This window comes from Streptomyces sp. NPDC046197 (assembly GCF_040646295.1).
Lineage (GTDB): Bacteria > Actinomycetota > Actinomycetes > Streptomycetales > Streptomycetaceae > Streptomyces.
Genome location: NZ_JBEYZY010000016.1, coordinates 110,014 through 125,337, shown reverse-complemented (window position 1 = coordinate 125,337; position 15,324 = coordinate 110,014). Strand labels below are relative to the sequence as shown.

The 15,324-nt window shown below is 72.4% G+C and carries 9 protein-coding genes; 2 read left to right on the top strand and 7 right to left on the bottom strand.

Going from position 1 to position 15,324, the window contains the following annotated elements:
* Positions 1-65 precede the first annotated feature (65 nt).
* The 7 genes from AB0A61_RS23055 to AB0A61_RS23025 all read right to left on the bottom strand — a co-directional run bounded on the left by AB0A61_RS23055 (position 66) and on the right by AB0A61_RS23025 (position 11,799).
* On the bottom strand, positions 66-926 hold the full coding sequence (locus AB0A61_RS23055) for a serine protease (RefSeq protein WP_361295152.1): 861 nt from the start codon (positions 924-926) through the stop codon (positions 66-68).
* A 121-nt stretch (positions 927-1,047) separates the two neighbouring features.
* A complete protein-coding gene (locus AB0A61_RS23050) occupies positions 1,048-2,586 on the bottom strand; it encodes an RNA polymerase sigma factor (RefSeq protein ID WP_361295149.1) in 1,539 nt (512 codons plus the stop codon).
* Between the two features lie 418 nt (positions 2,587-3,004).
* A complete protein-coding gene (locus AB0A61_RS23045; protein ID WP_361295146.1) occupies positions 3,005-3,892 on the bottom strand; it encodes an FCD domain-containing protein in 888 nt (295 codons plus the stop codon).
* Positions 3,893-4,054: 162 nt separating this feature from the next.
* On the bottom strand, positions 4,055-6,748 hold the full coding sequence (locus AB0A61_RS23040) for an ATP-binding cassette domain-containing protein (protein ID WP_361295143.1): 2,694 nt from the start codon (positions 6,746-6,748) through the stop codon (positions 4,055-4,057).
* A 163-nt stretch (positions 6,749-6,911) separates the two neighbouring features.
* Positions 6,912-7,670 carry an NUDIX domain-containing protein gene (locus AB0A61_RS23035; protein ID WP_361295140.1) on the bottom strand — a complete coding sequence of 253 codons (759 nt, stop codon included), beginning with the start codon at positions 7,668-7,670 and terminating at the stop codon, positions 6,912-6,914.
* Between the two features lie 131 nt (positions 7,671-7,801).
* Positions 7,802-9,721 carry a glycogen debranching N-terminal domain-containing protein gene (locus AB0A61_RS23030; RefSeq protein WP_361295137.1) on the bottom strand — a complete coding sequence of 640 codons (1,920 nt, stop codon included), beginning with the start codon at positions 9,719-9,721 and terminating at the stop codon, positions 7,802-7,804.
* A 440-nt stretch (positions 9,722-10,161) separates the two neighbouring features.
* The gene (locus tag AB0A61_RS23025; protein ID WP_361295134.1) at positions 10,162-11,799 is read right to left on the bottom strand and encodes a DUF4192 domain-containing protein; all 1,638 of its coding nucleotides are present in this window, start codon (positions 11,797-11,799) and stop codon (positions 10,162-10,164) included.
* 166 nt (positions 11,800-11,965) lie between these two features.
* Between AB0A61_RS23025 and AB0A61_RS23020 the strand changes: the two genes are divergently transcribed.
* Positions 11,966-14,131, top strand: a complete 2,166-nt coding sequence (locus tag AB0A61_RS23020; protein ID WP_361295131.1) for a RecQ family ATP-dependent DNA helicase — start codon at positions 11,966-11,968, stop codon at positions 14,129-14,131.
* Positions 14,132-14,491: 360 nt separating this feature from the next.
* Positions 14,492-15,106 (top strand): hypothetical protein, encoded by a 615-nt coding sequence (locus tag AB0A61_RS23015; protein ID WP_361295128.1) that lies wholly within the window; start codon positions 14,492-14,494, stop codon positions 15,104-15,106.
* The last annotated feature ends 218 nt before the right edge of the window (positions 15,107-15,324 follow it).

Genomic DNA, 15,324 nt, shown 5'->3' with positions numbered 1-15,324 from the left:
GCGATCGGGCGGCCGCTCCTGACACCCAGGAGCGGCCGCCCGATCCACGTGGCCGGCGATCCCGGTCAGCTCACACCGGACGCCGAGTGTGATGCGCTCGTACCGCCGAACAGGCTCAGTGTCCGCACGACGTCGGACACGCGCGTGTACACCCCCGGACTCCCCGGGCGTCCACAGCCACTCCCCCAGGACACAAGCCCGATCAGCTTGCCCTGCGCGACCAGCGGCCCCCCGCTGTCCCCCTGGCAGGCGTCGTGGCCTCCCGCGCTCTCTCCGGCGCACAGCATGGTCTCGGGCAGGTAGGTGCCGTCGACGCTGCCCGGATACGCCCGGCGGCACTGGGAGTCGGGCAGCACGTGCACCCGTGCCGCGTACAGACTGTGCGCGTAGGCGGCCGTGCCGGTGGTGTCCCCCCAGCCGTAGACCTCGGCGCCCGTGCCCGGCGTGTACGCCGGGTCGCTCGCACCCGCCATCTTGATCACCGAGCTCTGCGGCAGGGGTTCGGCGAGGGTGAGCACGGCGAAGTCCCCGGAGTTGGTGGCGGCGTCGTAGCGGGGATTGACCCAGGTGTCGCGTACGGGTATCTCCTTGCCCTGGCTGGAGAGCAGATCCGTACGCCCTGCGATGACCTTCAGGTCACCCGTCGGTGGTGCGCCCAGGACTTCCCTGGTCATGCAGTGGGCCGCGGTGACCACGGTCGTACGGCCCACGGCCACCCCTCCACAGAACTGCCCCGCGCGCGTACCCCCGAACCGGTCACGGCTGGACAGCGCCACGGTCCAGGGGCTCGCCGACACGTCGACGGGGAATCCGCCGACGACGATGCCGTCGGCGGCGACAGGGGCGGCAGTCATCAGTGGTATCGCGGCTCCTGCGGCCGCCAGGACCAGCGGCCGGGCCAGTGCCCGGACAATGCGACGTCGCATGCATGCTCCTCACTCTGGGATGGTCATGGGACACCCAGAGTCATGCACGGCGGCGCGACCCGCAGCACGAAGGCCCGGTCCCCGTCGGGGGAACCGGGCCTTCGGTGTCCAGAGCCGTGCCTCAGTCGAGGTAGTCGCGCAGCACCTGCGAACGCGACGGGTGGCGCAGCTTCGACATGGTCTTGGACTCGATCTGGCGGATGCGCTCACGCGTGACGCCGTAGACCTTGCCGATCTCGTCGAGGGTCTTCGGCTGACCGTCGGTGAGACCGAATCGCATGGAGACGACGCCCGCCTCGCGCTCGGACAGCGTGTCGAGGACCGAGTGCAGCTGCTCCTGCAGCAGCGTGAAGCTGACCGCGTCGGCCGGGACGACCGCCTCGGAGTCCTCGATGAGGTCACCGAACTCGCTGTCGCCGTCCTCACCCAGGGGGGTGTGCAGCGAGATGGGCTCGCGGCCGTACTTCTGGACCTCGATGACCTTCTCCGGGGTCATGTCGAGCTCCTTGGCCAGCTCCTCCGGGGTGGGCTCGCGGCCCAGGTCCTGGAGCATCTGGCGCTGCACGCGGGCGAGCTTGTTGATGACCTCGACCATGTGCACCGGGATACGGATGGTGCGGGCCTGGTCGGCCATGGCGCGGGTGATCGCCTGACGGATCCACCAGGTGGCGTACGTGGAGAACTTGTAGCCCTTGGTGTAGTCGAACTTCTCCACCGCGCGGATCAGACCGAGGTTGCCCTCCTGGATGAGGTCCAGGAAGAGCATGCCGCGGCCGGTGTAGCGCTTCGCCAGGGAGACCACCAGTCGGAGGTTGGCCTCCAGGAGGTGGTTCTTGGCGCGGCGGCCGTCCTCGGCGATGATCTCCAGCTCGCGCTTGAGCTTCGGGGCGAGCTTGTCGGCGTTGGCCAGCTTGTCCTCGGCGAACAGGCCCGCCTCGATGCGCTTGGCGAGCTCGACCTCCTGCTCGGCGTTGAGCAGGGGGACCTTGCCGATCTGCTTGAGGTAGTCCTTGACCGGGTCGGCGGTGGCGCCGGCCGCGGCGACCTGCTGAGCGGGCGCGTCGTCCTCGTCCTCGTCGGAGAGCACGAAGCCTGCGCTCTCGGCGCCCTCGGGCTCCTCGGCGCCCTTCGGGTCCTCGAGCACCTCGTCCTCGATGAGCTCGACGTCGTCCTTCTTGGCGGCGGTGGTCTTCTTGGCCGCCGTCTTCTTCACGGCGGTGGTCTTCTTCGCCGCCGCCTTCTTCGCGGCGGTCGTCTTCTTGGCAGCGGCCTTCTTGGGGGCGTCGTCCTCGACGGGCGTGTCGGCGGCGGGTGCCGCCGGAGTGGCGGTGGCGGTGGCCTTCCTGGTGGTCACCGTCTTCGCTGCGACCGTCTTGGTGGCGGTGCGCTTGGCCGGACTCTTCGCTGCGACGCTCTTTCGGGTGCGCTTGTTGGGCTCCGCGGCACTGACCATCAGCGTCACACCCTCTTCCTCGAGGATCTGGTTGAGGCTGCGCAGTACGTTCTTCCACTGAGTGGCCGGAATCTGGTCAGCTTCGAAGGCCCGACGCACATCGTCGCCGGCGATCTGCCCCTCAGCCTTTCCCCGCTCAATGAGAGCCATGACAGAGACGGACTCGGCGATCTCCGGCGGGAGCGTACGGGATGTGCTGGCCGACACGAACAACCTCTCGGAACGTTGGAAAACGGCTTCCGGCCCCGTCCACAGCGGACAGGAGCCGACCACCGGCCTGGGGATGGGCCGACGGCGCGGGCGGGGGCCGGGAAGATTCACAGCGCCGTGAACGACGTCCGTATTCCCTCCGCGGCTGTCACCTCTTAGGTCATCGCGCTGTTCCCACGAGCGTTACGCCCAATCTGCGTGGCCCGAGTCACACCCCGTAAGCGCTCAAAATGTGACAGATGCGGGCAGAAAAGACCATGAGTGTTTTCCGTGTGGCCCCACCAGCGGCTCGACTGCTCGTCGCACGCGGACCCCGCCGGGTCCGCGGAGTGTCCGGCCGGGTCCTGCGAGAGACGATCCGCCGACCGGGTGGGGCCGCGGGAGGACGGCGGACAAGCCGCCGTCCGCGCACGGCTCAGTGCTCGCGCGGCGCGGGAACCACCCGCTCCACCTCGGGGTGGACCGTGAGCAGCTGCCGCATGGCCGCCTCGGCCGCCGCACCGTCACCGGCCCCGAGCGCGTCGACGATCCGGGCATGCTGTGCCAGGGAGGTCTCGTTCGGCCGGTCGCAGCCCGTGACGGGGCCGCCGGACACCTGGAGGGCCGCCGAGACGATCCCGGAGAGGTGCTCCAGCATGCGGTTGCCCGCGATCTGGATGAGCAGGGTGTGGAACTCGGTGTCGGCGCGGGAGAACGTGAGCGCGTCCCCCTGCCCCATCGCGTGACCCATGATCTCGACCATGTCGGACAGGCGCTGCTGGACGTCCTCGCGCCCGTGCCCGGCGGCCAGACGCGCGGCGAGCGGTTCGATCGTCCAGCGCAGCTCGCTCAGCTCGCGGCGCTGGTCGTCGCGCTGCGGGCCGAAGGCCCGCCACTCGATGATGTCCGGATCCAGGAGGTTCCAGTCACTGACCGGGCGCACGCGCGTGCCGACGTTCGGGCGCGCGCTGACCAGGCCCTTGGCCTCCAGAACGCGGAGCGACTCACGGACGACGGTGCGGGAGACCTCGAAGCGCTGGCCGATCTCCTCGGGTACCAGCGGGCGGTCGGCGCCCAGGTCCCCCGAGACGATCATCTGTCCCAGCTGCTGGACGAGTTGGCCGTGCAGTCCGCGGCCGCGGCTGCCCGCGGCGCGCCTGCCCACGCGGCCCAGCTCCGGGTCCGAGCCCTCCCAGGAAGGGGCTCCCACGCGATCGGGGGCAGGCGCCTCCGCGTAGGGGTAGCGGTCGAGTTCGCCCGGGCCGACGAGACCTGAGTCTGACGAGCGGGCGGCGGTCATCATGGTGTGCGCAAGGGTACTCACGGATCCTTTGTCGGCGTCGCCTCCAACTCCCTTGAGGTCTTTGGTGAAAAGCACACGAAAGGGTGATCGCTCACCCCGTCGCAATTGACGCCTTATCGGAAAGAAATGGGCTTCCTCCGGGGAGTTGCGCGCAGACGGCGACCGAAAGAGGCCGCATCGCGTTCACCGGACCCGGCTGCGCAGAGCGGTGAGCAGATAGGCACACAGCAGCCCAGCCAGCGACAACGTCAGTGCGGCGCCGGTGGGTTGGGCGATCACCTGCGCCGCGGCGGCGAGGTAGCGATCGCCCCCGAAGGGCCACCGCAGCAGAAACACCTCGCGCAGCCGCGCGGGAAGGCCGGCCGAGGCCCGCGCCGCAGACGCGCCCAGAGCCTTCTCCACCAGAGGTACGCCGAGGACCGGCACGAAGATCACCGCCGCGAGTCCGGCCGTGGTGGACCGGAACAGACCCGCGGCCAGCACGCCGACCCAGGCGCATCCGATCACGAGACCGATCCAACTCGCGCCCATCGACAGCCAGTCGCCGGGAACTTGGGCGAGCTCCCGTCCGTAGACGACGTAGAGCGCTTCGGCGTCGCAGCCCACCGTGAGGAAGGCCAGCATCAGCGCGGTGCCGGCGGCGACCAGGAGCTTGGCGACGAGCAGCCCCAGCCGGCGTGGCACGGTGCCGCGGTCCGCCGCCAGCGCCGGGTGGCGGAACTCGTCGCCGAAGGCGAGCGCGCCGAGCAGCCCGGCACCAAGTGCCGCGGGCGGCAGGGGAAGCTGTCGCGGCCACGCGGTCAGCAGCCGTGCCTGCGGCGTGTGACCGACATGCCCCAGGACCAGGGCGGTCAGGGCTGACAGGACGAGGACCGCGGCACCCGTGACGAAGCCCGTGCTGATGCCGGCGGCGCGGCGCAGCTCGTACCGCAGCGGGCGCAGGGGGCTGCGACCTGGATGCACGGAGATGGGAGGCGGCAGAGGCAACGAGGCATCGAAGGCGGTGACCTCGGCGGGACGCGGGGTCGGAATCGAGGGCTGGGCGGTCGCTGCGGCGGGGGCATCCGTGTCGCCCGTGAGCGCGCCCGCGCGTGCGGGCGTCTCGGGAGACCGTGCAGCAGCGGATGGTTCTGGGAGCCGGGAAGTGGCGCGCGCGTCCGGGTGGCGCTCCGCCGCGGACGGCCTTGCGGGACGGGCGGTGACGGAAGTGCCGTTGGCGCGCGTCGGCGTGTGTGCGGGGTCGGCACGCGAAGTGACCGGCGCGCCGTCCGAACGCATGGTGACGGATGCGGCCTCGGGATGCGCATCGGCGGAAGCGCCGTCCGACCCGGGTGGGCCGGATGCGGCCCGGGTACGCGAGGTGACCGACGCGTTCTCCAGCCGCGGGCGGTCCACCGCGCCCCCCGTCCCCGCTGCGGCGGAGGAGCCAACGCGACGCGGGGAACCCGGGACGACCCCCGGACCCGCGGTGCCCCATGCGCTCTCCGGCGGTGGGGCGTCGGGCGCGTCCTGTGGGCTCGCTGCGGCGGGCGCGCCTTCGACGTGCGGCGCGGCGGATGAGGTCCCGGGGCGTCCGGTTACGGAGGCACGCTCGAGATCCGTCGCCGACGATACGTTCCTGTCGCGCCCGGCGGCGGCCGCGGTGCCGATCGTGGACTCGGACGGCGCCGCCCCCCGCGGCATGCCGGTGCCCGAGACGGGCGTGTCGGTGAACCGACGGCCCGCGACGGGCTCACGCCGTCGGGCAACCGGGGAGTCGAAGGGCTCCAGCCGCACGTCGGCCGATGCCCGCCGCGCGTCGGCCGGTGCCTGCCGCACGTCGGTCGGCGCCTGCCGCACGTCGGTCGGCGCCTGCCGCACGTCGGTCGGCGCCCTCCGCGGGTCGGTCGGCGCTTGCCGCGCGTCGGCGGGCGCCTGCCGCGCATCGGCGACCGACGCCGACGCCCGCGCCGTGAGGGCATCGGAGGCTCGGCCGGCGCCCGAGGGCGTCGTTCCGGCGCCGGGGTCCATGTCACCCACCTCGTCGGCGAGTTGGTGGATGAGAATGCCGTGACGGAACGCGGCGTCGCCCACGTCGGCGCACGTACTGCCGTAGACGGACAGACGGTTGCCTTCCTCCCGCACGACTTCGAGGGAGCGACGGGCGGCGCGGGCCTCCTTGGCGAGCAGAGCCGCCAGACGGGCGGCGTGCGGACTGCGGACGGCGACACGGGGGCGCAGCCGGGTGCGGGCGAAGTCCTTGGTCTCCTGGTCGGCCACCACCTTGCCGTGCTCCAGCGTGACGACGCGGTCGGCAACGCGCGCCGCCTCCTTGGAGTCGGCCGTGGTGAACAGGACCGTGCCACCGTGGGCCGCGTGCGCCCGCAGCATGCCGTGCAGCCAACGCCCCTCTCGCGTGGAGAGTCCCTCGGCCGGATTGTCGAGCACCAGCGTGTGCGGGTCGGCCAGCAGCACGCAGGCCAGGCCCAGACGGCGGTCCATTCCGCGCGAGAGAGTGCCCAGGCGCTCGTCGCGCAGACTGACGAGACCGACCACTTCGAGGACTTCGTCGGCACGCCGGGCCGGGACTCCCGCCGCGGCACACAGCAGGCGCAGGTGGCCACGAACGGTACGGGAGGGATGCCCGGGGACGTCGCCGAGCAGGACGCCGACCTCGCGCGAAGGATGGGCGATGCGGTGCAGGGCACGGCCCCTGAAGTAGGTGATGCCGCGGCCCTGTTGGAGTTCGAGCATGAGCCGGAGCGTCGTCGTCTTACCCGCGCCCGCCGTTCCGAGCAGCGCGGTGACACGCCCCTCGGGCGCTTCGAAAGAGACGTCGTCGACGGCAGGCGGAAGGTCCTTACGGTGGTCGCTGGTCAGTCCGAAGGCCTGGATCACCCGCAGCAAGATAGCGCGTTATGTCCGTTTTTTCGGGTATCGCGACACCCTCGCCGTAAGCCGTTGTCGTCGCCGGTCGACTCCGTGTTCGCCGTTCGCAAGCAAGGACGGCTCACCGTGGCCCGGCCCTGGACCTGATCGTCGCCTTGCCGGGGACCGTTCCTCAGACCTCGGGGCGGAGCATCGGCGGATTCAGGAGGGTCGCGCCGCCGGCCCGGAAGAGCTGGGCGGGCCGACCACCCTGGCGGGTGGTCGTACCCCCGGCGGGCACCAGGAAGCCCGGTGTGCCGGTCACCTTGCGGTGAAAGTTGCGCGGGTCGAGCGCCACGCCCCACACCGCCTCGTAGACCCGGCGCAACTCGCCGACCGTGAACTCGGGCGGGCAGAAGGCGGTCGCCAGCGACGAGTACTCGATCTTCGACCGGGCCCGCTCGACCCCGTCCGCCAGGATCTGGGCATGGTCGAACGCGAGCGGCGCCAGCGGCTCACCGTCGCGGCCGTAGCCGCCCTGCTGCAGCAGTTCCTCGACTGGCGCCCAGCGGGCGTTGCTGGCGTCACCACCCGCCCGGGGCGCGGGCAGGTCCGGAGCCAGGGCGAGGTGGGCGACGCTGACCACGCGCATCCGGGGGTCGCGCTTGGGGTCGCCATAGGTCGCGAGCTGCTCCAGATGGGCTCCGTTGTCCTGGACGGGAGTGGACGGGTCGTGGGCGCGCAGTCCGGTCTCCTCGGCAAGCTCGCGCGCTGCCGCCTGCGCCAGGTCCTCGTCCGCGCGCACGAAACCGCCCGGAAGTGCCCAGCGCCCCTGGAAAGGCGGCTCGCCCCTGCGGACCGCCAGCGCGCACAGTGAATGGCGGCGTACGGTCAGCACGACCAGGTCCACGGTGACGGCGAAGGGCGGAAAGGCTGACGGGTCGTAGGGCATGCCGCGATCATAGTCGTCTGCCTGACGATAAACACTCCCTTCGCCGGTCGTACGGCCGACTGAGCCGCTTCGGCCGTCCGCGGTTGTCACGGTCCGCGTCCCGCTCTCTTCCGGTGGCGCATCGTGCGAGGTCACACTCCCAGTTGCAAACCGTCTGCCGCCTCCTCGACCAGGGCGAGCCCGAGCCGGCTGACCCGCACGGAGAAGGGCGCGCCGGCGACCCGGAGCCCCATGAGACCGATCTCCCCGAGGGGCGCGCTGCGCACGGGGCGCAGCGTGACCGCGCGGGCCGGAGCGTCGGGGCGGATTCCCGCGAGCGCGGTCAGCAACAGGACCCCGGAGGCCGCGGCCGTGGCTGAGGGGCGGCAGGCCGCGGGGTGCGGAACGGGGACGCTGCCGTCCTTGCGCTGCTCCCCGGAGTACATCTCGGGCAGCCGGTGGCCGAATGCCTCGGCTGCCGCCAGGACTCCCGTCGCCAGCGATCCCGCCTCCTTCTCGTAGCCTGCGGCGGCCAGGCCTGCGACCGCGACGGCGGTCTCCTGAACCCGCACGGCACCGGCGCGGTGACCGAAGGGGTTGTAGCCGACCTCCTTCGCGGCCAGCCCGCGCAGCCCCCATCCCGAGTCCATGGCGGGGCACCCGAGCAGCCGGGCGAGCTGCTCGGTCTGCACCTTGTCGAGGAGCCCGGGCGCGGGTTCACCGCCGCCCAGCAGGCCGGTGTCCAGGAGATGCACGGCGGCACCGCCCAGATGCGGCAGGAGGCGTCCGTCCGGAGCCCGGGCGGCGGCCGGCCTGCCCCCGGTGCGGTCCTCGACCCAGAAATCCTCGCGGAACGCCGACCGCAGCTCCTGGGCCCATTGCAGCAGCTCGGCGGCGCCCGGCCGCCCGAACGCGTCCAGCAGATCCGCGCCCAGCAGGGCCGCCCGGTGCGCGTGGGCCTGCGTGTCACAGCGAACGGGGCCGCCGAGCGGCGGCTCGCTCAGGTACGTGCCGTCGCCCACGGTGGTCCGCAGCCAGGTCAGACAGCGCTCCGCCGTCGGCAGCAGGTCCTCGGTCTCGCGCTCGGGCAGTCCCCAGCGGCGGGCCTCCGCGAGCAGCGTGGGGAAGAGCAGGGTGGCCTCCGTGCCGGTGCAGCCCGGCGGAAGGTGCGGTCCGGCGTCCCGGCGGGGCCCGGGGATCATTCCTGACTGTGGCCCGGAGCCCTTGAGTTGGGTGCGGGCGAGGGCGCGCAGGGTGCCGGCCGCGAGCCGGGTGCCGAGAGGCAGCGCCATCCGGGCCGCGGCGAGCGCTTCGGCCGGGGCAGGACCACAGCGCCAGGGCGCGCCCGCCGCGAGATACAGGTCCGCGGGATGCGTCGGGTCCCGCAGCAGCAACGCCCGGAGGTCGTCGACGCTGGTGCGTAGCAGCCCGCCGGCCTGGGACGCGTCGCCGACGGCGTACGCGGGGGCGAAGGGGCTCGTAGCCGTGCGGCCGACGGCCCGTACTGGCCCCGCGCCGTCCTGTCGTACCCGCAGCTCCACGCTCGCCGTGCCGCCCGCCGGCAGGTCGAACTCCCAGCGCAGCAGTCCGGCGGAAGCCAGCGCGTCCGTCGGAGGCGGGTCGGCCGTGACCGACGCGCTCGCGGTGTCGCAGGACCAGCGGAGGCCCGAGTCGCGGACGGTTGCCGAAAGTTCGCCCGCCGTGCGACCGGAGGCGATCGTGCTCAGGTCGGCGAGGTCCGTGCCAAGGGCCACCTCCAGGGGCAGGCGCAGCGGGCGCAGGGCCGCGCTGCGCAGCGTGATCCGCTCGGTGCCGTCCGCGTCACGCATGCGCTCGACGACGACGTCCGGGTCCGGTCGGGAACCGGGGGAAGCGCGCAGGGTGCCCACGAAACGGACCCGGCCGGCTGTGATCATCCGGGCCTGCACGACGAGCGGTTCACGTCCGGCGACCCGGACCTGGCAGCGGGAGAGCAGGCGTCGGCCCCCGCGGTAGAAGCCCTCCAGCCCGTTGCCGTTCAACTGCCCTTGCGCGGTGGAGATCGCCAGTCCGGGGAGGGCGACGCAGATCATGGTGTCGTGCGTGGACGGCAGGTCCCCGGAGCGCTGTGGCCCGGACAGCGACACCTGCGCTCGGGGGTCTCGACGCGGAACCGGGGAAAGGGGGGTGCGCGTCCCCCCTGTGAGTCGCGCAGGCCTCCTGTCTCCCGTCGAGGTCGGTACCGGGTCCAGGAGGGTGGGATCGCCGACGGCGGAGGGCGGAGTCTGCTGGTGCATGGGCGGCTTCCTCTGCGCTCTGTGGGCCCCGGACTGCTCGGCGCCTGGTGCGTGCTCCGGAAGGGCAATGAGGGGGCGGCGGCGTGCCCCGGACAGGCATTCCGCCACTCAGGTGAACGGAGCGGGGCTGGTCCGGGTCACGCTCACGGCCGTGAAGCCGACCGAATGGCGGGCTGGGCGCGCCTGCGCGAGCAGGCGGCGAGGGGCGCGTGGAGTGCTCTGACGCCCAGAGTTGTTCATGTGTTCTCCTGTGGGGCGTCGCTGTCAGCGTGCGGGGCGGGCCGACATGCACCTCGACGCCGTGTGCCACCCTTCGCCGGGATGGGCGGGCGCGTGCCGTCCGCCGCCCGGGACGAGCCTGGGCGCGCGCTGTCGGTCCTGGAGACCGCCGGGCGGGAGCGGTCCGGCCCGAGAGCGCCGGGATCGGAGCTGTTGGCACGGGAGCGGCGCCGACGGCGGGACGTCCCTGCCGGTACGGACGCATCTGACGGTGAGGATGAGCCGGTGTCGCAGGTAGGCCCCACCTCCTTCTGCGGCGTCGCGGCCTCGGCTGCCTCCTGCACGGCAGTGCACTCGGCGGCGCGTGCGTCGGTGTCTTCCTCCGCCCGTCCACCGGCCCCTTCGCTCACTTGGTGGTCGGCCCCTCCGTCCGGCCGGCAGTCGACCCCCGTTTTCGACCCCGCACGCCCCGCACGCCCCCCACGCTCCGTGCGCAGGCAGCGGCGGACCGCTTCCGGGTCCAGGCCCTCGTTGCAGGCCTGGTGCAGCAGACGGGCGAACAGGTACTCGGAGTCGGCGCCCAGGGCCATGGCCAGTGCTTCCCGGGCCTCGATGTCGTCACCGGTCGACCAGGCGACCCAGCCGGCCAGTGTGAGCGGAGCGGCGGCGTGCTCGGTGTACGGGCCGACGCAGCGTCGGGCCAGGGCCCGCCACAGCCGGAGCGCCGGACCGGCCTCTTCGCCCTCCATCCACTCGGCCGCGCGGTCGCGCGTGGTGCGGTCCTGCAGGCCGAGGATCAGTAGCGCTGCTTCATCGTGTTCGAGCAGGGTGTCGTCGCGGAGGTCCGCGGGCGCGGTGCCGGATACGAAGGGTGCCTCGGCGAAGCGGCGCATGACGCGCTCGGCCAGCTCCAAGGTCTCCTCGGCAACCTCCGCGCGGCTGCCGTCGTCGAGGATCCGTGGCACCAGGGCCATGCCGGCGGCGTCCAGGGCGATCTCCTGCTCCAGTGCGGCGGAGCTCTCCCAGGGGAGCATCCTGGCCCTCAACTCCCGTAGGCTGCCCCGTACTTGGATTCCGGCATAGGTCGCGGCGGCAGCCAGCACGGAGGTGCCGGGCAGGCCCATCGGGAGCCCCTCGTCGGGACAGCAGCCGTCGGTCGGGCAGCAGTACGACCAGAAGCGGCCGCCCGAGATGCACAGTGCCTCGATCACGGGGACGTCGAGCCGGCCGCACTCCGTGCGCAGCCTGTGGGCGAGGGGCTCCAGTCGCCGCACGACCTCTCGGCCCGTTTCACCCGGTGACGGCTCCTGGCAGAGGAAGGCGACCATCTGCTCGGGCTTGGCACCCCGGCGTTCGCTGCCGGTGATCAGCCCGTGGGCCAGTTGCCGGGCCGCGGCCGGCCAGTCGTCCGCGCTCGCGGGGATGCCGAGCCTGGCCCGGCCGCCGAACCGGCCGCGTCCGTCCCGGTCGTAGAGAGCGACCAGCACGATGCTGTCCTCGGGCCGGTACCCCAGCAGGTACGGCAGGGCATCGGCGAGCTCGGCCGGGGTGCGGAGGGTGACCTGGTGTTCGGGGCCCGGTCCGTCGTACGTGATGTCGCTGTTCCGGGGGAATCCAGTTCCGGAGGATCCGGTCGTTTCGCTGTGATTCGTCATGCGCCGACGATCTCGCGAAACAAATTGTTCCGCTTGAGCCTGTGGATAAGTCCGACCAGGAACACGTCAACGCGGTTGCGTGCGCGTGCGGTGGGTGGGGCGGGGCCGACGCTTCCCGCCCGGGCTCGTGTCCCGATTGTCAGTGCCGTCCTGTTGTATGGGACCCATGGAGCACACGAGCAACGCGGACCTCCGGGCGGCGGCCGATGCCGTTCTCGCCCGACTCGTCGGCGACGGCACGGGGACGGCCAGGCTGCGCGAGGACCAGTGGCGGGCGATCGAGGCGCTGGTCGCCGAGCGGCGCCGGGCTCTGGTCGTGCAGCGCACGGGCTGGGGCAAGTCCGCGGTCTACTTCGTGGCGACCTCTCTGCTGCGCGCGCAGGGCGGCGGCCCCACCGTGATCGTCTCCCCGCTGCTCGCGCTGATGCGCAACCAGGTGGAGGCCGCGGCCCGCGCCGGTATCCACGCCAGGACCATCAACTCGGCGAACACCGAGGAGTGGGACACGGTCCAGGGCGAAATCGCCGCTGGTGAGGTCGACGTGCTGCTGGTCAGCCCGGAACGGCTGAACAATCCCGACTTCCGCGACCAGGTCCTGCCCAAGCTCGCCGCCGCGACCGGGCTCCTCGTGGTCGACGAGGCCCACTGCATCTCCGACTGGGGTCACGACTTCCGCCCCGACTACCGGCGGCTGCGCACCATGCTCGGCGACCTGCCGCCGGGCGTCCCCGTCCTCGCGACCACCGCCACCGCCAATGCGCGCGTGACCGCCGACGTCGCCGAACAGCTGGGGACGGGCGGTACCTCGGACGCGTTGGTGCTGCGCGGGCCGCTGGACCGGGAGAGCCTCAGCCTGAACGTGCTGCGGCTGCCGGACGCGGCACACCGGATGGCCTGGCTCGCCGACCGTCTCGACGAACTTCCGGGATCCGGGATCGTCTACACGCTCACGGTGGCCGCTGCCGAAGAGGTCACCGCCTTCCTGCGGCAACGCGGGCACGCGGTCGCCGCCTATACCGGCCGCACGGAGAACGCCGACCGGCAGCAGGCAGAGGACGACCTGCTCGCCAACCGGGTCAAGGCACTGGTCGCGACCTCGGCACTCGGCATGGGCTTCGACAAGCCCGACCTCGGTTTCGTCGTGCACCTCGGTTCGCCCTCCTCACCCATCGCCTACTACCAGCAGGTGGGACGCGCCGGTCGTGGTGTCGAGCACGCCGAGGTGCTGCTGCTCCCCGGCAGGGAGGACGAGGCGATCTGGGAGTATTTCGCGTCCCTCGCCTTCCCCTCCGAAGACCTGGTGCGCCGCACCCTCGACGTGCTCGCCCGCGCGGACGGCCCGCTGTCGCTGCCCGCTCTGGAGCCCCTGGTGGAGCTGCGCCGCTCGAGGCTGGAGGCGATGCTCAAGGTCCTCGACGTGGACGGGGCGGTCAGGCGGGTCAAGGGCGGCTGGGTCGCGACGGGCCGGCCGTGGGCGTACGAGAAGGAGCGGTACGACTGGGTCGCGCGGCAGCGGAAGGCCGAGCAGCAGGCGATGCGCGAGTACGCGGCGACGACGGTCTGCCGGATGGAGTTCCTGCAGCGCCAGCTCGACGACGAGACGGCCAAGCCGTGCGGCCGGTGCGACAACTGTGCCGGCGCCCGCTTCACCGCGGACACCTCCACGGCCGCGCTGGACGCGGCGCGCGTGGATCTCCACCGCGCCGGTGTCGAGGTGGAGCCCCGCCGCATGTGGCCGACGGGTCTCCCGGCGATCGGTGTCGATCTCAAGGGACGTATTCCAGCCGGTGAACAGGCCGCTCCCGGGCGCGCGCTGGGGCGGTTGTCGGACATCGGCTGGGGGAATCGGCTGCGGCCGATGCTCGCGTCCCCCGCGCCCGACGGCCCGGTGCCGGAGGACGTGGCGAGGGCCATGGTGGGGGTGCTGGTCGACTGGGCCAAGGGGCCCGGTGGCTGGGCCTCGGGAGCGGCGGACTCCCAGCCGCGACCGGTCGGTGTCGTCACCGTGGCCTCACGCACCCGGCCCCGGCTGATCCACTCCCTGGGCGCCCATGTCTCCGAGGTCGGCCGACTGCCGCTGCTGGGCACCGTCGAGTACACCGACGACGCGCCCCGGATGTCACGGAGCAACAGTGCCCAGCGCCTCAAGGCCCTGGCCGGGGCGCTGACCGTGCCGTCCGCACTGGTCTCCGCCCTCGCCGGGAACCCGGGCCCGGTGCTCCTCGTGGACGACTACACCGAGACAGGCTGGACACTTGCCGTCGCTGCCCGCCTGCTGAGGCGGTGCGGTGCGCAGGGAGTGCTGCCGCTGGTCCTGGCGGTGCAGGGCTGAGCACGACCGGGTGGCCCGGCGCACGCGGGAGTCGTGCGCGTCCCGGTCGATCACTCGCGCGCGGAATGACGTGGCCGCGCGGACAGTCCCTCTGGACCGCACACGCCTCCATGACATAGGAACGTGTGTGTCCGAACTCATCAGGCGTCGCACGGCGACACAGTGGGTAGGGATATAAGCCACGGGTCACCTGATAACGGTCGGTGGCCCCAATTGCTCGTTGCCGCATCCAAGTTCGGCAGGAAGAATTGAAGTCCGCTCCCCGCACGGCTCGGCCGTGATCAGGTAGGGCTCTACTGCGGTGTGCGCTCCCGAATCCGACCCCGCCCGCAGTGTGGGCGCGTAGCCGAAGGGAGGAACGTGACCTTCGGATTCGCTCCGTCCTCGGCGGCGTCGTTGTCGACGTCCGCCGCCTCCGCCCACCGTGTGCTCGAACCCGCGGAGTGGGCCGCCGCCGGCATCCCTCTGCTGCGCAATCCCCGGGAAGTCGTGAGCGGGCTGCACGCCCGGCACCACCCGAAGCCCACGACGGCCGTCGTCGCGGTCCTCGACCCGGACGAGCGCTTGCGGGCCAGCGCCTCGTTCATCCGCCGGCCCTCCTCCGCCGATGGCTGGATGTTCCGCAACGCAGTGCTCGCCCAGCTGCGCCGGGTCATCCCGCACGATCTGCGGCGGCGTACCCCGGTGCGGACCGCGGTGCTGCTCTACTGCCGCGAGGGCGACGCACGTTGGACGGAGGAGGACGGCGCGTGGATGTGGGGCCTGCGTGACGCATGCACCCTGCACGGGCTGCGCTGCGGGGCGTACATCACACTGACCCGGGACGGCTGGCAGGTTCTCGGCGAGGGCCGCGGCGGCCGCCGTCCGAGTGCCGACTCACCGCCCGAACCCCTCGGGACTGCGGAGTCACTGCCCCCGGCGCCGCGCACCGGAGGCGCCGCCTCCGACGTCCTGCGTCGCGCGGCGGCCCGCTGACGCCAAGGCTCGGCACCGGGGCCTTGCGGACCTCGCGCCCCACCCTCGCCGGGGCACCTCGTCACGCGCCCGCCGGAGATGTACGCGCCATCGGTTGTGCCCGAATCCCTGCGGATGCAATGGCCCACCCAGGTCCGGACGGCCCCCGACGCCCTCTGCCCCTTGGGCGGCAACCGCCTCTGCCCCCTGAGCAACTGCCCGGTCGGCGGGCGCGGCCC

What these genes read in the sequence shown, in the direction of transcription:
- AB0A61_RS23055 (WP_361295152.1), bottom strand. Translation starts at nt 926, where the DNA reads ATGCGACGTCGCATTGTCCGGGCACTGGCCCGGCCGCTGGTCCTGGCG.
- AB0A61_RS23035 (WP_361295140.1), bottom strand. Translation starts at nt 7,670, where the DNA reads ATGCCCTACGACCCGTCAGCCTTTCCGCCCTTCGCCGTCACCGTGGAC.
- AB0A61_RS23030 (WP_361295137.1), bottom strand. Translation starts at nt 9,721, where the DNA reads ATGATCTGCGTCGCCCTCCCCGGACTGGCGATCTCCACCGCGCAAGGG.
- AB0A61_RS23025 (WP_361295134.1), bottom strand. Translation starts at nt 11,799, where the DNA reads ATGACGAATCACAGCGAAACGACCGGATCCTCCGGAACTGGATTCCCC.
- AB0A61_RS23020 (WP_361295131.1), top strand. Translation starts at nt 11,966, where the DNA reads ATGGAGCACACGAGCAACGCGGACCTCCGGGCGGCGGCCGATGCCGTT.